The sequence below is a fragment of the Mesorhizobium sp. M0410 genome (assembly GCF_040321435.1).
Lineage (GTDB): Bacteria > Pseudomonadota > Alphaproteobacteria > Rhizobiales > Rhizobiaceae > Mesorhizobium.
The window spans coordinates 200467-216888 of the sequence record NZ_JAMYRN010000004.1; the positions used below are offsets into that span (position 1 = coordinate 200467).

12 protein-coding genes are annotated in these 16422 nt (G+C 61.3%); 3 read left to right on the forward strand and 9 right to left on the reverse strand.

All coding sequences use genetic code 11. The features are described from left to right. Positions 1 to 48 precede the first annotated feature (48 nt). Positions 49 to 375 carry a hypothetical protein gene (locus tag NKI63_RS07020; RefSeq protein ID WP_254817609.1) on the forward strand — a complete coding sequence of 109 codons (327 nt, stop codon included), beginning with the start codon at positions 49 to 51 and terminating at the stop codon, positions 373 to 375. A 201-nt stretch (positions 376 to 576) separates the two neighbouring features. Here NKI63_RS07020 and NKI63_RS07025 read toward each other — a convergent pair whose 3' ends face one another. The 8 genes from NKI63_RS07025 to NKI63_RS07060 form a co-directional block, all read right to left on the reverse strand. Beyond that, positions 577 to 1233, reverse strand: a complete 657-nt coding sequence (locus tag NKI63_RS07025) for a GNAT family N-acetyltransferase (RefSeq protein ID WP_352506460.1) — start codon at positions 1231 to 1233, stop codon at positions 577 to 579. Further along, positions 1230 to 2000, reverse strand: a complete 771-nt coding sequence (locus tag NKI63_RS07030; RefSeq protein ID WP_352820825.1) for an SDR family NAD(P)-dependent oxidoreductase — start codon at positions 1998 to 2000, stop codon at positions 1230 to 1232. The genes NKI63_RS07025 and NKI63_RS07030 overlap by 4 nt, the downstream gene beginning before the upstream one ends. Continuing rightward, positions 1997 to 2992, reverse strand: coding sequence for an ABC transporter permease (locus NKI63_RS07035; RefSeq protein WP_254817612.1), 996 nt, complete (start codon positions 2990 to 2992; stop codon positions 1997 to 1999). Before NKI63_RS07035 ends, NKI63_RS07030 begins: the two co-directional genes overlap by 4 nt. Before the next feature lie 162 nt (positions 2993 to 3154). Continuing rightward, entirely contained in the window at positions 3155 to 4195 is a 1041-nt protein-coding gene (locus NKI63_RS07040) for a sugar ABC transporter substrate-binding protein (RefSeq protein WP_352506458.1), read from the reverse strand. A gap of 39 nt (positions 4196 to 4234) precedes the next feature. Then, positions 4235 to 4999 carry an ATP-binding cassette domain-containing protein gene (locus tag NKI63_RS07045; RefSeq protein ID WP_254817614.1) on the reverse strand — a complete coding sequence of 255 codons (765 nt, stop codon included), beginning with the start codon at positions 4997 to 4999 and terminating at the stop codon, positions 4235 to 4237. Next, positions 4996 to 6162, reverse strand: a complete 1167-nt coding sequence (locus NKI63_RS07050) for an ROK family transcriptional regulator (RefSeq protein ID WP_352506457.1) — start codon at positions 6160 to 6162, stop codon at positions 4996 to 4998. The genes NKI63_RS07045 and NKI63_RS07050 overlap by 4 nt, the downstream gene beginning before the upstream one ends. A 134-nt stretch (positions 6163 to 6296) precedes the next feature. After that, positions 6297 to 7589: a M23 family metallopeptidase gene (locus NKI63_RS07055; RefSeq protein ID WP_352820828.1), complete on the reverse strand. Its 1293-nt coding sequence runs from the start codon at positions 7587 to 7589 to the stop codon at positions 6297 to 6299. Positions 7590 to 7726: 137 nt separating this feature from the next. Then, on the reverse strand, positions 7727 to 8194 hold the full coding sequence (locus tag NKI63_RS07060; RefSeq protein WP_352820831.1) for a peroxiredoxin: 468 nt from the start codon (positions 8192 to 8194) through the stop codon (positions 7727 to 7729). A 96-nt stretch (positions 8195 to 8290) separates the two neighbouring features. Here NKI63_RS07060 and NKI63_RS07065 point away from each other — a divergent pair, with 96 nt between their 5' ends. Both NKI63_RS07065 and NKI63_RS07070 read left to right on the forward strand, forming a co-directional pair. Further along, positions 8291 to 11668 carry an AsmA-like C-terminal region-containing protein gene (locus NKI63_RS07065; RefSeq protein WP_352820833.1) on the forward strand — a complete coding sequence of 1126 codons (3378 nt, stop codon included), beginning with the start codon at positions 8291 to 8293 and terminating at the stop codon, positions 11666 to 11668. A gap of 356 nt (positions 11669 to 12024) precedes the next feature. Continuing rightward, positions 12025 to 14586: a P-loop NTPase gene (locus NKI63_RS07070; protein WP_352820836.1), complete on the forward strand. Its 2562-nt coding sequence runs from the start codon at positions 12025 to 12027 to the stop codon at positions 14584 to 14586. 389 nt (positions 14587 to 14975) lie between these two features. Here the strand turns inward: NKI63_RS07070 and tyrS are convergent, their stop codons facing one another. Continuing rightward, positions 14976 to 16229: a tyrosine--tRNA ligase gene (gene tyrS, locus NKI63_RS07075; RefSeq protein WP_352820838.1), complete on the reverse strand. Its 1254-nt coding sequence runs from the start codon at positions 16227 to 16229 to the stop codon at positions 14976 to 14978. Positions 16230 to 16422: the final 193 nt, after the last annotated feature.

Sequence of the window (16422 nt, forward strand, 5' to 3'; positions counted from 1 at the left end):
TAATTTAAGGGAGCACAAAAGAAAGCTAAAATCTTACTGCACATGGGCATGGGTGGGCGCGAAAATATTCCTGGATGGCTTGCGAGTCATCTTCCGGATGATGCGGTGATCGCAGGAGATCTCGCCGATAAGATATCTAAGGAGGCCGAAGGAAACCGGCTTCCGGGCGAACGGGTTGTGGAGACAACCCGTAGCGCAGAAGACACCTTCAAGAAGGAAAAAGGCGAACCGTATCGCCGCGCCACGATTGCGGGAATCTTGGCCAGCGGCTCATTCCTCGCGCTGTTGGTGTTAGCGATCTATCTGCTTTATGTGTTCTCGATCGTGGCCGGGGAAACGGTCGCGAATGTTCCCCTGCCGCCCACAGTGAACTAGTAGCCGCTCCGCCAACACTCGAATTAGCCCCGCACTGTGTTGATGCTGGTAACTTTCGTGTCTGCGGTGGACCACCCGAGGAAGGTTTCGTTCCCGCGGCAAAGGTGTTCACACGGGGCAACTGGCTGCTGCAGAACGGCAGCATTGTACTTCCATCGGCCTCCCGGTTCTTTGCAACTTGGGCGATTGGCTTGTCGCAGATCAGCCTGCACTCGCCGGAGCGTGAGCAATCAGTTTCGCCACATAAACACAACGCTTCGATGAATCAGCGTCCTGCACCACCTCAAATCCAATCGCCTTATAGAACTTCAGCGCACCATCGTTCTCCGGCATGACTTCGAGGTGAATGCCGGTCGAGCCGCTCGCGGCAAGGCGCTGCTCGAGGAAGGCCATCGCGCGCCTGCCGATGCCTTTCCCGCGCGCTTGCGGCAACAGGTCGATATGGCCATGCGACGGGTAGGCCGCCAGCGCAGGCGAAACAGCGAAATCGGGATGATGGACCCGGTGCCGCGCCCAATCGCTGCCACGCCAGCGTGAGCTGTCGGGTCCCGGGGCTGCAACGCGCCGCTGCAGCTCCGGGTACCAGTCTGATGCCAGGCTGGCATTGAAAGCGGCTGTTTCGGCTGCGCCAAGCAGATAGCCGGCCGCACCTGTCGGGCTATCGATAATAAAGGCCAGATCGGGTTCGAGGGCCTGGTAGGGAATGGTGTAGAGCAGGCCGAGCAGGTCCGGGTCGTCCTCTCGGCAGCTGGCCTCCTTGCCGGCATCGCCGGTCTTGAGACAGATCATCGCAAGTGCCGGATGATCGGCGGCGGTCGCCCGGCGCAGGAAGAAACCGCCGCCGAAATCGAGGATCATCGCGGCAGCAGCCGGAAATCCTTGCCCTCAGGCAAAAGCTGCCCGCCGTCGACGATGATGGTCGTGCCGGTGATGTAGTCGGCGTCATCTGAGGCTAGGAACAGGAAGGCATTGGCCACATCGCGTGGGCTGCCGAGACGGCCGAGCGGGATGGCGTCTTCCATGTTCTTGATGAAGGCCGTACCGCGATGCTGCTCTATGCCTTCGGTGAGGATGTTGCCGGGCTCGACGCCGTTCACGGTGATGCCGTACGTCGAGAATTCGAGAGCCGCCGAACGGATGAGGCCGTTGATACCGGCCTTGGTCGCCGAATAGTGGCCATGACCGGGGCTGGTGACGTGCGGGCCGGTGATGGAGGAGGTGAACAGCATGCGGCCAAAATGCTGTGCCTTCATCGGCACCAGCGCCGCGCGTGCGGCGATGAAGCTGCCACGCAAGTTCACCGCCATGACCCGATCCCAATCGTCGGGACTCGTGTTTTCCAGCAATTGCCAAGGATAGATTCCGGCATTCTGCACCATGATGTCGAGCCGGCCGTGACGGTCGAGCGCCAGTGCAACAGCAGCCTCGGCATCGGCCATCTGCGAGATGTCGGTGCGAATGAAGGCGGCGCCAAGCTCGTCCGCAGTCGCTTGCCCGGCCTCAACCTCGGTATCGGCCAGGACCAGCTTCGCGCCCTCCTCGGCAAAGCGCTGTGCGATCGCCTTGCCGATCCCGCGTGCGCTTCCGACGATCAGCGCGACCTTATCTTCCAGACGGCCGGTCATGCCAGCCTCTGGCGAATGGTCTGCTTGAATGCGTCGAGCAGCACGGCGGCGAGCACCAGAAGGCCGTGGATCACCTGGGTGAAGTTGGCCGGCAGGCCCATCAAATTGATCGCCGTGTTGATGGCCGAGAGCAGCAGCACGCCGGCATAGACGCCGGGCAAGGTGCCGACGCCGCCCTTCAGGCTGACGCCGCCGATGACGACCGCGGCGAAGGCATTGAACAACAGGCCGACGCCGAGATTGGCGGTTGCACCGGAGGTGCGGATTGCCAGCAGCCAGCCAGCAAGACCGGCAATGGCGCCGGCGAGAACGAAGGCTATGACCAGGTTGCGGTTGACGCGGATGCCGGCGCGAAAGGTCGCCGTCTCGTTGCCGCCGATCATGACCAGGTGCCGGCCGAAGGGCGTCTTGGCCATGATCAGCGAGAAGACGATGAAACAGGCGATGGCGATCCAGGCGGTCAGCGGCAGGCCGCCCAGGCGCTGGATGGCGAACCAGCGGATTGCCGGCGCAAGGTCCTGTGCCGAGCGGCCGCCGGAAATGACCAGCACCAGGCCGCGCACCCAGATGTAGGAGGCCAGCGTGATGATGAAGGCACTCATCTTCACCTTGACCACCAGGTAGCCGTTGATGACGCCGATGAGGCCGCCGACGGCAAGGGCGATGAGCAGCGAAACCGGAACCATCAGCCATTGCGGCTGCAACTGGATGCCAAGGCCGATGCCCGACGAGCAGAACAGAATGCCGACCGCCATGGCGCTGAGCGCCGCCACCGATTCGACAGACAGGTCCATATGGCCGGCGATGATGACCAGCGCCAAGCCGATCGACATGACGCCGAGCACGCTCGACGCCTCGATGATGTTGGCGAAGATGCCGAGCTGAAAATAGTTCGGGATAAGGATGGAAAAGACCACCAGCACGAAGACCAGCATGAACCAGACGAGATTGTCGAGGATGAACTCGAGGGTTTGGCGCGTGCGGGGGTTCATCTCAGGATCCGGTTGGCGCCGACCCCGAAAAACCACCCGGTTTTCGGACTATCAGGCGCGGTTGCAAATTGCTGCAGCATTCCCGTGCGCGTCCGTTCGAACGCACCGTGGCTGCAGGGCTGGGCTCCGGGCCGGCATGGCCCGGAGCTTCTGGTGAGTTCGCTATTCGACCGGCTTTATGGTTTCGGTCGGCGGCTTCATGTTGCCCCAGAAGGCCGGGTTATCGACGTTTTCCTTGGTGATCGCAGCGCCGGGGATCTTGATGTTCGGCCCCCACGCTTCCTTGGTCAGGGTCGATTTCAGGCCAAGCACATCATATTCGCCTGGCTTGATCTCCTGCTTGCTGACCACCTTGTCCATGAACATCGCGACCGCCGCAGCCTGAGCGTAGAGCGGCTGCTCGACTTCGACATTGAGCCAGCCCTTGCGGATCAGGTCGAGGCCGACCGGAGCGCCGTTCGAGCTCATCAGCATGACGTCGCCCGGTTTCTTGCCGGCGGCCTCGAGCGAGGCGACGGCGGCGACCGAAAGATGCGCGGCGTGGCTGAAGATCAGGTCGATGTCGGGGTTGGCGAGCATCTGGTCGGCAACGATGGTGCCCGCGTTACTGGCCTCCCATTGCATGGCCGGCAGCGAGATGATCTTGACGTCCGGGAACGCCTTCATCTTCTCCTCGAAACCCTTCTGAATGTCGAGCGTGTAGGGGTCGCCCGGATCGCCGAGCACCTGCAGGATCTTGCCCTTCACCGAGCCGTTCTTCGCGGTCAGGAGCTTTTGCGCCTGATCGGCAGCGACGTAGCCGATCTCGACGGTTCCGGCCACCGAGGTGAAGTCGGACGGGGTCGAGGTTATCTGGCGGTCGAACTCGACGACCGGGATGCCGGCGGCACGGGCCGCCTCGACCGACGGCTTCAGCGCATTGAAATCGACGGCGGCAAGGATGATCGCCGCCGGCTTCAGCGCGATGACGTCGTTCATCTGCGATTGCTGCGCGTCGGTCTTGTTGTCGGCGTTCAGCGTCTTCATCTCGTAACCGACCTGCTTCAGGAACAGTTCCAGCGCGCTCACCGAGCCGGTCTGGAACTCATCGAGCAATGTCGGCACCATGTAGTAGACGGTGCCCTTCGACTGAGCGAATGCCGGCGTGAGCGTGGCAAAGGCCAGTGCCAGGATACCGAAGACGGAAAGAAGTATTTTCTTCATGTCGTTCGCTCCTCTTGCGCCGGACCCCTCATTTGTCCCTCAGTTCGCCGGTCCGGCACCGGCGAGCGTCTCTCCGGTGATCATGTTGATCACCGCGTCGGGACTTGTTTTGTTGCGTGCGACGTCGCCAGCCACGACACCTTGCCGGATCACCACGATCCGGTCGGCGACCTGGAAGGCCTGTTGCATGATATGGGTGATGATGACGACGCCGATGCCCTGGCTCGCCACCTGGCGGATCATGTCGAGGCCGCGCCGCGTCTGCTCGACGCCGAGCGCCGCGAACGGCTCGTCGAGAAGCACCAGCTTGCCGCCAAAATGCACGAACCGATTGAGCTCGATGGCCTGCCGCTGGCCGCCGGAAAGATGCTCGACATTGGTGCGAAGCGAGGGAATGCGGGTGCCGGCGCTGGCCAGTGCCCTTTGTACCACCTGCTCCATCGCGCGCTCGTCGAGTACCGGAATGCCGAGAACCTTCCTGGTGATCTCGCGGCCCATGAAGAAATTGGCGACCACGTCGACGTTGGTGCAAAGCGACAGGTCCTGGTAGACCGTCTCGATCCCAGCGGCCTTGGCCTCGGCGGGAGATTTGGCCAGGAATTCCTTGCCTTCGAACAGCATGCGGCCGGAGGTCGGCTCGAGGCCGCCGGCAATGATCTTGACCAGCGTCGATTTGCCGGCGCCGTTGTCGCCCAGAAGCGCCACCACTTCGCCCTTGCCGATCGAAAAGCTGATGCCTTTCAGCGCTTCGATGGCGCCGTAATTCTTGGCGACGTTGTCGAGCACCAGCAGCGGTTCACTCATGCCGCGATCCCCTTGTTATGCAAGAGATCCCGACCGCGTTCGCGTTCGGCGGTGAAGATCTGGCCGAAGCGCGGCGAAAGCACCCCCGAAACGGCAAGTGCGGCGGCGCCGCGCAACACCGCATGCTGGCCGCCGCGTGCGACGCTGACGCGGGGCGTCGTGCGATCGCTTCGCGCCGAGACCGAATTGGGCAGGTGCGCGGCCGCGCCGGCAAGCCTTTCGAGCAGGTCGGTGGACGCCAGCCCGCCGAGGATGATGGTTTCGGGGTCGAACAGGTTTTCGATGATGGTGACGGCGTTGCGGAATATCGGCGCAATCTCGCTCACCCACTCGGCGTCGGCGATTTTGCGGCGCCGCAGCGCCTCGAGCGAGAGATACCGTTCGAGGCAGCCGCGATTGCCGCACGGGCACGGCTCGCCGCCCGGCACAGCAGGAATGTGGCCGATCTCGCCGGCATTTCCCCAGGCGCCGCGCAATGCGGCCCCATCATGCACCATGACGCCGCCGAGGCCGACACCGAAATAGAGATAGTAATATTCGGAATATGCCGTCCCGAGGCCGTAGAGGCGCTCGCCGATAGCCGCCGCCGCCATGTCGGTTTCGAAAAAGGCCGGCAGCCCGGTTGAGGCGGCCAGCCGCTCGCGCAGCGCCACATCCTTCCAGCCGGTCATGGTGGTCGGCCCCACAAAGCTCATGGACTCCACGCCGAACGGTCCGGGCAGCGCCATGCCGATGCCGAGAACGCGGCCACCGGGCCGCAATGCCGTCAATTCGAGCACCATGGCGCCGATCAGGTCGAAAGCGTGGTCGGGCGTTGCATTTGGGGCTTCGCGGTAGGTGCTCTCGATAACATCGCCGCTTAGGTTGATCAGGGCGGCATTGATGCCCAGCGGGGTGACGTGGATGCCGACGGCATAGCCGCCTTCCGGATTGATGCGCAGCGTCGCCGGTGGCAGGCCGCGCCCCTTGGGCTCTTCGCGGAGCGACAACACGTAACCGTGCTCTTCCAGCTCGCGAACGATAGTCGACACCGTCTGCACGGTGAGCCCGACGCGTCTTGCAATGTCGCCGCGGGCAATCGGTCCGTGAAGGCGGATGGATTCGAGCACGATACGCCGATTATATGGCCGCCCGAACTCCTGATTGGTTCCCCGCAGTGCCATGCCTTGTGCCCCCGAGAGAGGCTAGACTGGCACCGAAGATTTATTCAGTCAAATGGAATTCAAAAATAAAATTGACCAGCCCGTGCAGAGCGAATCTGGCGTCATGCCGAGCCCGAAGGGAGCAGCCCGGCTCCCTAGAGGTACCGCTCGACCTTCTTGCCGATGGTCAGAAACCGTAGCGGATCGATTGCCTCGCCGTTGTGGCGGACCTCGTAATGCAGATGCGGGCCGGTTGAGCGGCCGCTGTTGCCGGTCTTGCCGATGATGTCTCCGGCATCGAGCTTCTGTCCGACGGCGACGTCGATTTCGCTGAGATGCCCGTAACGCGTCACAAAACCGTTGCCGTGGTCGACCTCAATCATGCGGCCGTAGCCGCCGTTCCAGCCGGCCTTGACGACCACGCCGGCTGCCGTGACCTTGGCCGGCATACCGACCGGCGCCCTGAAATCCATGCCGGAATGCAAGGCGGCCGTGCCGAGGATGGGATCGGTGCGCACGCCGAACGGGCTGGTGACGCTATGGCCGGGCGCGGGGTTGGCGAGCGGCAGCCGCCGCGCTTCCTTTTTAAGATGATCCAGCGCGTCAAGAGCCTCGTCCAACTCCTTGACCTTGCTGTCGAAGACCAACGAGCTGTCGAGTGGTATCAGCGGGCCGCCGACGTCGCTCTTTTCGAATTCGCTGTCGACGGGCAGGCCTGCGGCCTCGAGCGCCTGCGAGATCGCGTCGGCGCTCTTGTAGGCATTGTCGGCAAGTGTGGCGATGCGGGTGAGCTGCTGGCTCTCGATGGCCTTCAGCGAGTTGTTGATCGAAACGAAGAGCTTGTCCGCCCGGTCGGCCGCACTTTCGCTCGGCAGCGGATCGGCGCGGGTCGACCACAGTGAGAACGGCCTGGTGTCGTCAACGCCCACAGGAGCCGCAAGGGGGGCAGCAAGGCTGGCGACAGAATAGGCCATCGGCTGGATGCTGCCGGTCGCGTCGGCATGTTCGTCCGGCTTTGCCGTCGGCACGGGCGGCGTTGCGACCTCGTTTTCGGCTCGTTCGAGGATCGGCCCGAGGCGGCCGTGACGCAGGCTGAGCTGGCTCTGCCGTTCCAGCAACTCGCTGACCTTGGTTTCCATCAGCTGCTGATCGAGTAGCTGGCGGCTGGTGATGCGGTCGACCTGGCTGCGCAGTGCCGAGATGCGGTCTTCGTAGGCCTGCTGCATGCGCGCCTGCCGCGCCGTCGTGGCGCCGATCAGGTCGTCGCGCAGCACCAGATAAGAGGTCGCCAGCAGGTAGCCGATGACGATCGCCGCCAGCGCCGAGCCGCAAAATGCCGCAAGCCACGGGCGTATGGTGAAATGCCTTATCTGGTCGCCCCGGGCGATGATGACCGTGTGGGGCTCTTTGCGTCTGCCGAAGACCGCTGACTGACTGGCTACGTTCACGGGACCAAGCTTTCGTTACGACACCAACGACGAGCCTGATTACACATTATTAGGGTTAACAAAGTTTTGTCGGATCGAACGAAGGCAAAGGTCTTCGCGTAAAACGGGCATCGCATTGCAACGGCCTGGCGCAGATCTCAAAGCGCGCGAACCGCCTCCAGCACCTCTTCGGCGTGCCCCTTGACGCGGACGTTGCGCCAGATCCTGGCGATGCGTCCGTCGCGGCCGATCAGGAACGTCGCCCGCTCTACGCCCATATAGGTGCGGCCGTAGAGCTTCTTTTCCACCCACAAATGGTAAGCCTCGATCACTTTGCGCTCTTCGTCGGCGACAAGATCGACGCTCAGATCGTACTTCGCCTTGAATTTGTCGTGTTTCTTGGCGCTGTCCGGCGAGAGGCCGATGACGACAGCGCCGGCCTTTTCGAACTCCGGCTTCAACTGCGAAAAGCCGATCGCCTCGTTGGTGCAGCTTGTGGTGTCGTCCTGTGGGTAGAAATAGAGTACGATGGGTTTTCCCAGCACTGCGGCGAGGCTGAGTGAACCGCCGCCGTCGCGCGGAAGATCGAATTGCGGCGCAACATCGCCCACGTCGAGGTCAGCCATACCGATGCCCTTGTTTGAAGTTACGCGCCAGGCTGCACCGATATAATGTCGAGCGGGGATTCGTCCACGATCGAATTCGTTTCAACGGAAGATTGCGTGGATCAGGAGCTACCGCAGCACGAGAAGATCAGGTTCAGGCGTGACGAGATCACCGACCTGGGAACCTTTCCGTCCGCGTGCCGCGTCCCGCCGCTCGGCCAGGCGTCGATTGGTCGCGGCGTCCGTTTGATGGCGCGGCTGTTTGCCGGCCTCGTCGCCCTTGTGCTGCTGGCTGCCGCCGGCGTCTACGCGATCGGCGTGTCCGGCTTCGGCTCGGAGCGGCTTCGCGCGGAAGCCGAAACGGCAATCGAGAAATTGGCAGGCTTCGATGTCGACGTTGCCGTCGGACCGGCCCGGCTGACGCTTGACGGGTCGAGCTTCATTGCGCTGCAGGTCAGCGACGTCAGCCTCAAGACCGCCGACGGAACACCGATGGCCGACGCCGGCCGGGTCCGCTTTGGCATCCGGCTGATCCCGTTGCTTTCGGGCGAGGTGCGGCTGACCAGCGCCCGGATTTCCGACGCGCACATCGTCATGGCGGCAATGCCGTCCGGCGGTGACTGGACGGCGGAGCTGCGCAACCAGGACGGCCTCATCGATCCGGAAAAACTTTCCGCCGCCGTCTTCGCCAACCTCAACCGTGCGCTCGATGCGGTGCGCGAGGATTCGATGCGCCAGATCGATCTGCGCAACGTCGAGCTGGCACTGCCCGAGACCGGATCTGTCGAGTCGGTCACCATCGCCGACGCCTCAGTCTCGCAATCGGGACCGGGAAGCATGGAGTTTTCATCCGACGCGGATGTCGACGGCAGGGCGCTCACCATCGCCGCTTCCGCCACCCGCGATCCGGCGACGCGACGCATCACCATGCTGGACGCCAGCATCCAGGCAGCGGACGCCGACGCTGCGGCAGCAGGTGGCAAATTGGGTGCGATCGCCTTGAAGCTGGCGGGATCGGAAGGGACCGGCGACAACGGTTCGTGGCTGACCGCTGCCCTGTCGCTGACCGGATCGGTGCTCGATCTCGGTTCGCGCGGCCTGCTTCCGGCCGATATCGATCTCGATGCGACGCTCGTCGCCGGGTCGAACAAGATCCAGGTCGACAGTTTGCTGGTGAAAACCGGCCGCTCGACCTTCGATTTCGCCGGTTCGATCGGGCCGAAGCCGGCTACCGGCACAGCCGGCGAGGAGCCATCCTATCGTTACGACCTGACCAGCGACGGTTCGACCCTGGCGCCTTCGGATTCGCCGGAGCCGGCGCTCAGCTTCATCGCTCGTATTGCCGGCGTCTACCAGCCGACGAGCCAAAAGCTGATCGCCGAGCAGATCGGCGTCCGGTCCGCACCGGGCAGCGAAGTGCTGGGCACGGCTTCGGTTTCATTTGTCGCCAACCAGGCGCCGGGCATATCGGTGGCGCTCAATGTCCACGACATGCCGGTCTCGCACGTCAAGCAATTATGGCCGTGGTTTTCGGCGCGCAATGCCAGGCTGTGGGTGCTTAAGAACCTGTTCGGCGGCCGCGTCGTCGATGGCAGCCTGCAGTTCCAGGTCGTACCCGGACGGCTCGGCAACGGCGTGCCGCTTTCCGCCAATGAAGTGTTCGGCCGGTTCCAGGTCGAAGGATCGCGCTTCGATACGGCCGGCCGCATTCCGCCGATCCGCGATGCCGTCGGCGTCGTCGGCTTCCACGGCAACGACGTCGACGTCGCGCTGTCGTCGGGCAGCGTCTATATGCCGAGCGGCCGCACCGTGGCGGCAAGCAACGGCACGCTCACCGTCAAGGCGGCGAACCATCCGCCGGTGATCGGCGCGCTCGACATCGATGTCGCCGGCGAGGCGCCGGCAATCGCCGAACTGGCATCGTTTGACCCGATCAACGCCATGCGCCATGTCGGCCTGCTGCCGGACGACCTGTCCGGCACGGTGACCGGCCACGTCAAGGCTGATATTCCGCTGCAGTCCGGTGTCGACTCGTCCAAACTCGATTGGCTCGTGGCGCTCGACTACAAGGACCTGTCGCTGGCCAAGCCGTTCGAGGGCCAGACGGTCAGCCATGCCGACGGCTCGATCACGGTCGCGCCCGACCGGGCGGTGATCTCGGCCAAGGCACTGCTCAACGGGATTCCGGCCGAGCTCGACCTGATTGAGCCGCTGAGGGATGGCGGCCCGCCGCGCAGTCGTAAAGTAGCGCTGGTGCTCGACGACAAGACGCGCGCCACCGCCATGCCTGGCCTGTCGACGCTGCTTTCCGGAACCATCAAGGTGGCGATCGACAAGAGCGGCGCCGGCAACCAGAACGTGTCGGCCGACCTGACCAATGCCAGGCTGGACCTTCCCTGGGCCGGCTGGAGCAAGGGCCCCGGCATTCCCGCCAAGGTCGTCTTCGCCATGGCGAAGACCGGCGACACCACGACGCTGTCCAATTTCGAACTCGACGGCAAGACCTTCTCCATCGACGGCAGCGCCGTGCTGATTAACGGCGCCTTGTCCTCGGCCCGGTTCAGCAAGGTCACGTTGAACAGGGGCGACGACGTCGCCGTCTCGGTGAAGCGGTCGGGCAAGGCCTATGCGGTCGAGGTCAGCGGCAGCGCGTTGGACGCACGCTCGCTGATCAAGCAATTCATGTCCGATGTCGATACCGCCACCAAGACCACCGGCGTCGATGCGATCTCGGTCAGCGCCGACGTCAGCTCCCTGACCGGCTTCCACGACGAGGTGCTGTCGAATCTGAAGCTCGACTACAGCGCCGCCGGCTCCAGAGTGAACGGGCTCAAGGTGAGCGCCACCGCAAGTTCGGGGGCCGCGATCACCGTCAGCAACACCACCGGCGGCGGCCTGCGAACGCTCAACATGAAGTCGGCCGACGCCGGCGCCATACTGCGCTTCCTCAACATCTACGAGCATATGGAAGGCGGCTCGATCACGTTGGCGCTCACCGGGGCCGGCGACGGGCCGATGAAGGGCCAGGTCGACGCCAGGAATTTCGTTGTCGTCAACGAGCCGAAGCTCGCCTCGATCGTGTCGACGACGCCGGCCGGCGACAGCCGCAGCCTCAACGAGGCGGTCAAAGGCAATCTCGACACGTCGAGGGTGAAATTCGAGCGCGGCTTCAGCGAGATCGACAAGGGCAGTGGCTATCTGAAGCTGCGCAACGGCGTGCTGCGCGGCCCGCGCATCGGCACCACCTTCCAGGGCACGCTCTACGACCAGAACAACAACATGGACATGACCGGCACGTTCATGCCGGCCTACGGCGTAAACCGCATCTTCGGCGAACTGCCGCTGATCGGCGCGCTGCTTGGCAACGGCCGCGACCGCGGCCTGATCGGCGTCACCTACAGGCTCAAGGGCAACGCCAACAAGCCCAACCTGGAGGTCAATCCGCTATCGGTGATAGCGCCCGGGATTTTCAGGTCGATCTTCGAGTATCGGTGAGGTCAAAACCCAATTACCTCGAGCGACCGAGTTTTGATCTCAAGCGGCCGCTCGTCCGCCCGCGAATTCACGCCCATGATCCAAAGGCGACTGACGTCAGCCCGGGCTTAAATGGCCGCTTTGCGCCCGAACCCGGTCATTCCGGCCAGCTTTAAAAGCGACCAAAAGCGGACATGCTAAAGCCGAACAGTAGGTAAGGATTCGCGAAGCGGACCGGGCGTTGACGCAATGACCATCTCGCAAATTCTACCCCGATTTTTCACAACCCTTGGACGTCAACGATAAACAACCGATTTCATATGCAAGCGCCAAAATTGTTGCTACCACTTATCTCACGGGACTATTTTGGGGGGCGAATGTTCGAAATCAGTGAGCATGAGAGCAACCTGCTTCAAAAGGCTGTCAAAGATGGTAACGCCGTCTTGCTGCTCGGCGCGGGGACATCCGCCACATCGTTGAATGCGCAGGGGCAGACGGTCAAGTTAGGGAAAGCTCTTGCGGGCGAACTCGCCGGGATGGCAGGGTTTCCTTACGCGAACGAAGATTTGCCTGATGTCATCCAAGCCGTAGGCCCGAGAGGTAGCGAGGTGCAGCTTCATCAGCTATTTCGGAAGGAATTTACTCGTATCGTCCCCGCTGCCGAGTTGAACGAGCTTTTTCAATACAGCTGGCGCCGACTGTATACCTGGAACATAGATGACGCGATTGAAAATGTTCGATCTCCCGTGCAGCTTCGACGCTACTACAATGGACTGAATGACAAAGTAGCTATCGACGAAGGGATCGAATATCTCCATGTTATTCACCTGCATGGCGAAGCCTCTAAGCCCGAGCACGGCTTTATATTCAGCCCCTCCGAATACAATCGGAGGCTTAATAACGACAAGCATGACTGGTATCGACAAGCCGCAGCCGACTACGCGGCACATGTCCCAGTCTTCATTGGCAGTACTCTAAAGGAGCCCATTCTTTCGGCAGAGCTTGACCGCGCACGTCCGAATGCGAATGCATCATTGGGCACGGCCTTTCTGATCACGCCTGATCAGTTCACTGCACTTCAAAAAGCTGCCTACCAAGCCCGAAACATCGTTGTAGTTCAGGGCACATTGGCTGATTTTATCGAATGGCTGGGCAAAGCTGTCGGCCGCGGCATGAGCCCGTTGGAAATTAGCAAGGAGAAAAATTCATTCACTGAGACCGTTGCATCCAGAATATCTCCGACGCGAGCAGAGATTAGTACGGCCAATTCCATTCTGGTCCATACTTGGCAGGATGCCAAAAACAAAGCGGATGAACTTCAAGGCTTGAAACGCCAACAAGCTGCCCGAGCCTTCCTCGAAGGAGAGCCTCCGAGCTGGAAAATCGCCGCAAGCGACATACCGGTTTGGCTCAGTGCAACGGATGAGTTGTACGAGGCACTTTCGTCGTCCATTGATGCTGGAGACCGAATGTTCCTTGTTTATGGCCAATCGGGTAGCGGGAAAACAACTGCGCTTCTTCAGGCGCTCCTCCGATATGTTCGAGAGCATGATGGAAGGGCTATCTACGAGCTAAAGGGCGACGTGAAATCTCTGCGCTCGTCACTAGAGCTGATCGCTCGGCTTCACAAGGACGATCACGCTATCGTCTACGTAGGCGATGCCTTCATTTATGGCGACGCGCTCGGCGAGGATGCACTAGCCCTTCCGCGAGGTAAGCTTACTCTTATCTCAAGCGCCCGATCAAATGAATGGCGCCAGCATATAGAGAGGCGTGTCGGGGATTTTACAACGTCGTTTGAGTTTCAACGATTTGTGAAAAAGGACTATCCCGCCCTTATTGAAAAGTTACTTCAATATGTTCCCTCGCCGAGGTTCCTAAAGATGAGCCCGAACGAGAGAGCGCAGAAGCTTGCAACTTCACAAGAGCAACTTCTGATCGCTCTAAAGGAGACAACTGCTTCCGAGAAATTCACAAAGGTCATCACTGACGAGTATGAGAGGCTTTCGGACAATGACACCAAGGCGCTATTCCTGATTGTCGGTCTCGCAACAATCTCGCGAACTGGCATTTCCCGGGCAGCAGCGCGTGAAGCTTACAATCGGCTTCGAATGGGATCATCGTTCGAGGGCGCAATGCGCCAGCTTGAGGGCATTGTAAGTGAAAATGCTATTGGGCGTCTCGTTGCGCGCCATGAGTTGTATGTCCGGCACATCGTCGAGAATGTCGCGGACTTCTCAGCTGTCGTGGATGCCGCAATTGAAACACTGCGAACGTATACCAAGTATGCCCTGCCGGTTGTAAAAAATGTAGATCGGCTAGATGGCTTATTGTTCAAATTCATTCTCAATCACAATTTTATCGGCGAGTTGGCTCGTCGCCGAAATGAGGTGGAGGAAGGCCTGCGGGTATTCCAAAGTTTTGAAATCGAGTTTCAACTGGATGGTCATTTTTGGCTGCAATACGGTCAGTATCTTGTCATGTTCGGCGAACTCGAACCGGCATTGCACGCGCTGGAGAAGTCAATTGCGGCTTATCCTGAAAACATTTTCGCCGTCCACGCTTTAGCCGACCTCCAGTTACGAGTTGCGCACAATCGGAATATTTACGATGCAACTACAGTTGCACTGATCGGTGATGCCGTGGAGACGTTGGAAGGTCTTCACGCTGCGCAAAGCGATGACACCGACTTTTATCCAATTGTGACGCTAGCTGACAGGCACGTATCCGCGCTAATTAAGCATGGTCAGGGGAAATCCGCTTTGTCCGCTGCCCAGCGGTATTTCCGGCTCATCGAGGCGATGCGGCGCACTGATATGCAGATTGATCGGGCAAGAGAGCGCTTTGCCCACTACATCACGCACGGTACGTGGGAGAAAAGCAAGCCCTCACAAAACGGCCAACCGAAACATCGCAGGCGCGCTCGGTTCGGGCGATAACTCAGAGCAAGCGCGAGCGTCGAACTGTGTTTCTCCGTTGACAATCGGCGTCAGGGTCAATGCATTCAAAGACTGTGGCCCCGAGTTACCGCATGGTGGTGAATTGTGGGGGCCGGTCGTCGCGACCAACGCGGCGAACGTCCGCTTGCCCAACGTTAGTCACCTTGAGCTGACCTTCCGCTTCCGGCCCAGAACAAGACGTTCATCGAAGCGCCGCAGAACGTCCGCAATTTTGCGCTACCTGCTCGTTCCGATCGATGAGACGAATGGCATCTCGGCCATTCTCGGGAGCTAGCTGATTAACCTCGGCCGTGATTCCGAACCGAAGGTCAGCGCCGCAAAGATGAAACCGGTTTCGGAAAAGATCTAACAGGAAGGGCGGGCCCTGGTCAGACCGGCCGCACCAGAACGTGCTTCTTCTTGCCGAGCGACAGCTTTGCGACGTTTTCCGGCCCCAGATCCTGCAGCGTCACCATCCTGCGATCGTCTGACACGGGCTGATCGTTAAGGCGCATGGCGCCGCCCTGGATATGCCGCCGTGCCTCGCCGTTGGACGCAGCCAGCCCGGCGGTGACGAACAGCGACAATATGCCGACGCCGGCTTCAAGATCGGCCCTGCCCACCTCGACTGTTGGCAGTGTTTCGGCGAGCGCTCCTTCTTCGAACGTCTTGCGCGCCGTTTCGCGGGCCTCCGCAGCCGCCGCGCGGCCATGCAGCATGGCGGTAATTTCGGTGGCGAGGATCTTCTTGGCTTCGTTGATCTCCGAGCCGCCGAGCCGTTCGAGGCGCGCGACCTCGGCGAGCGGCAGGGTCGTGTAGAGCTTGAGGAAACGGCCGACATCGGCATCCTCGGTGTTGCGCCAATATTGCCAGAACGCGTACGGGCTCAACATCTCCGCATCGAGCCAGACCGCGCCCGAGGCCGACTTGCCCATCTTGGCGCCAGAGGAGGTGGTGAGCAGCGGCGTCGTCAGCGCATAAAGCTGCGCGCGTTCCATGCGATGGCCGAGATCGATACCGTTGACAATGTTGCCCCACTGGTCGGAGCCGCCCATCTGCAGCCGGCAACCGAGGCGCTTGTAGAGCTCGACGAAGTCGTAGGCCTGCAGGATCATGTAGTTGAATTCGAGGAACGACAGCGACTGCTCGCGATCCAGCCGGAGCTTGACCGAATCGAAGGCCAGCATGCGGTTGACCGAAAAATGCCGGCCGACATCGCGCAGGAAATTGACGTAGTTGATATCCATCAGCCAGTCGGCATTGTTGATCATGACGGCGTCGGTCGGGCCGCTGCCGAATTTGAGGTAGGGCGTGAAGTTGCGGCGGATGCCGGCGAGATTGGTCTCGATGTCCTGCGGCGTCAAAAGCTTGCGCGCCTCGTCCTTGAACGACGGATCGCCGATCATCGAGGTGCCGCCGCCCATCAGCGCGATCGGCCGGTGGCCGGTCTGCTGCAGCCAGTAAAGCATCATGATCTGGATCAGCGACCCGGCATGCAGGCTCCTCGCGGTGGCGTCGAAGCCGATATAGGCGCTCACCGTTTCCGTGGCGAAAAGCTGGTCGAGGCCGGCATCGTCCGAGGTCTGGTGGATGAAACCGCGCTCGCTCATGGTGCGCAGGAAATCGGATTTGAAGGCGGACATTTTCTTTCCCGAAAAGCTTCCGGCCGAACGCGGCCCGGCTATGCATGAAGGCGGGCGTTTAGCACTCAAGCGCGATCAGCAAAAGTGGAATCCGGTTTTGTGTCCGCGCGGATAGCGTGCGGCCTGCTTGCGTCATTGTTTCGGCTGGCGTAATGAGGCGCCGCGCCAGCGGGGCTCTTCCTCTGGACCGCGC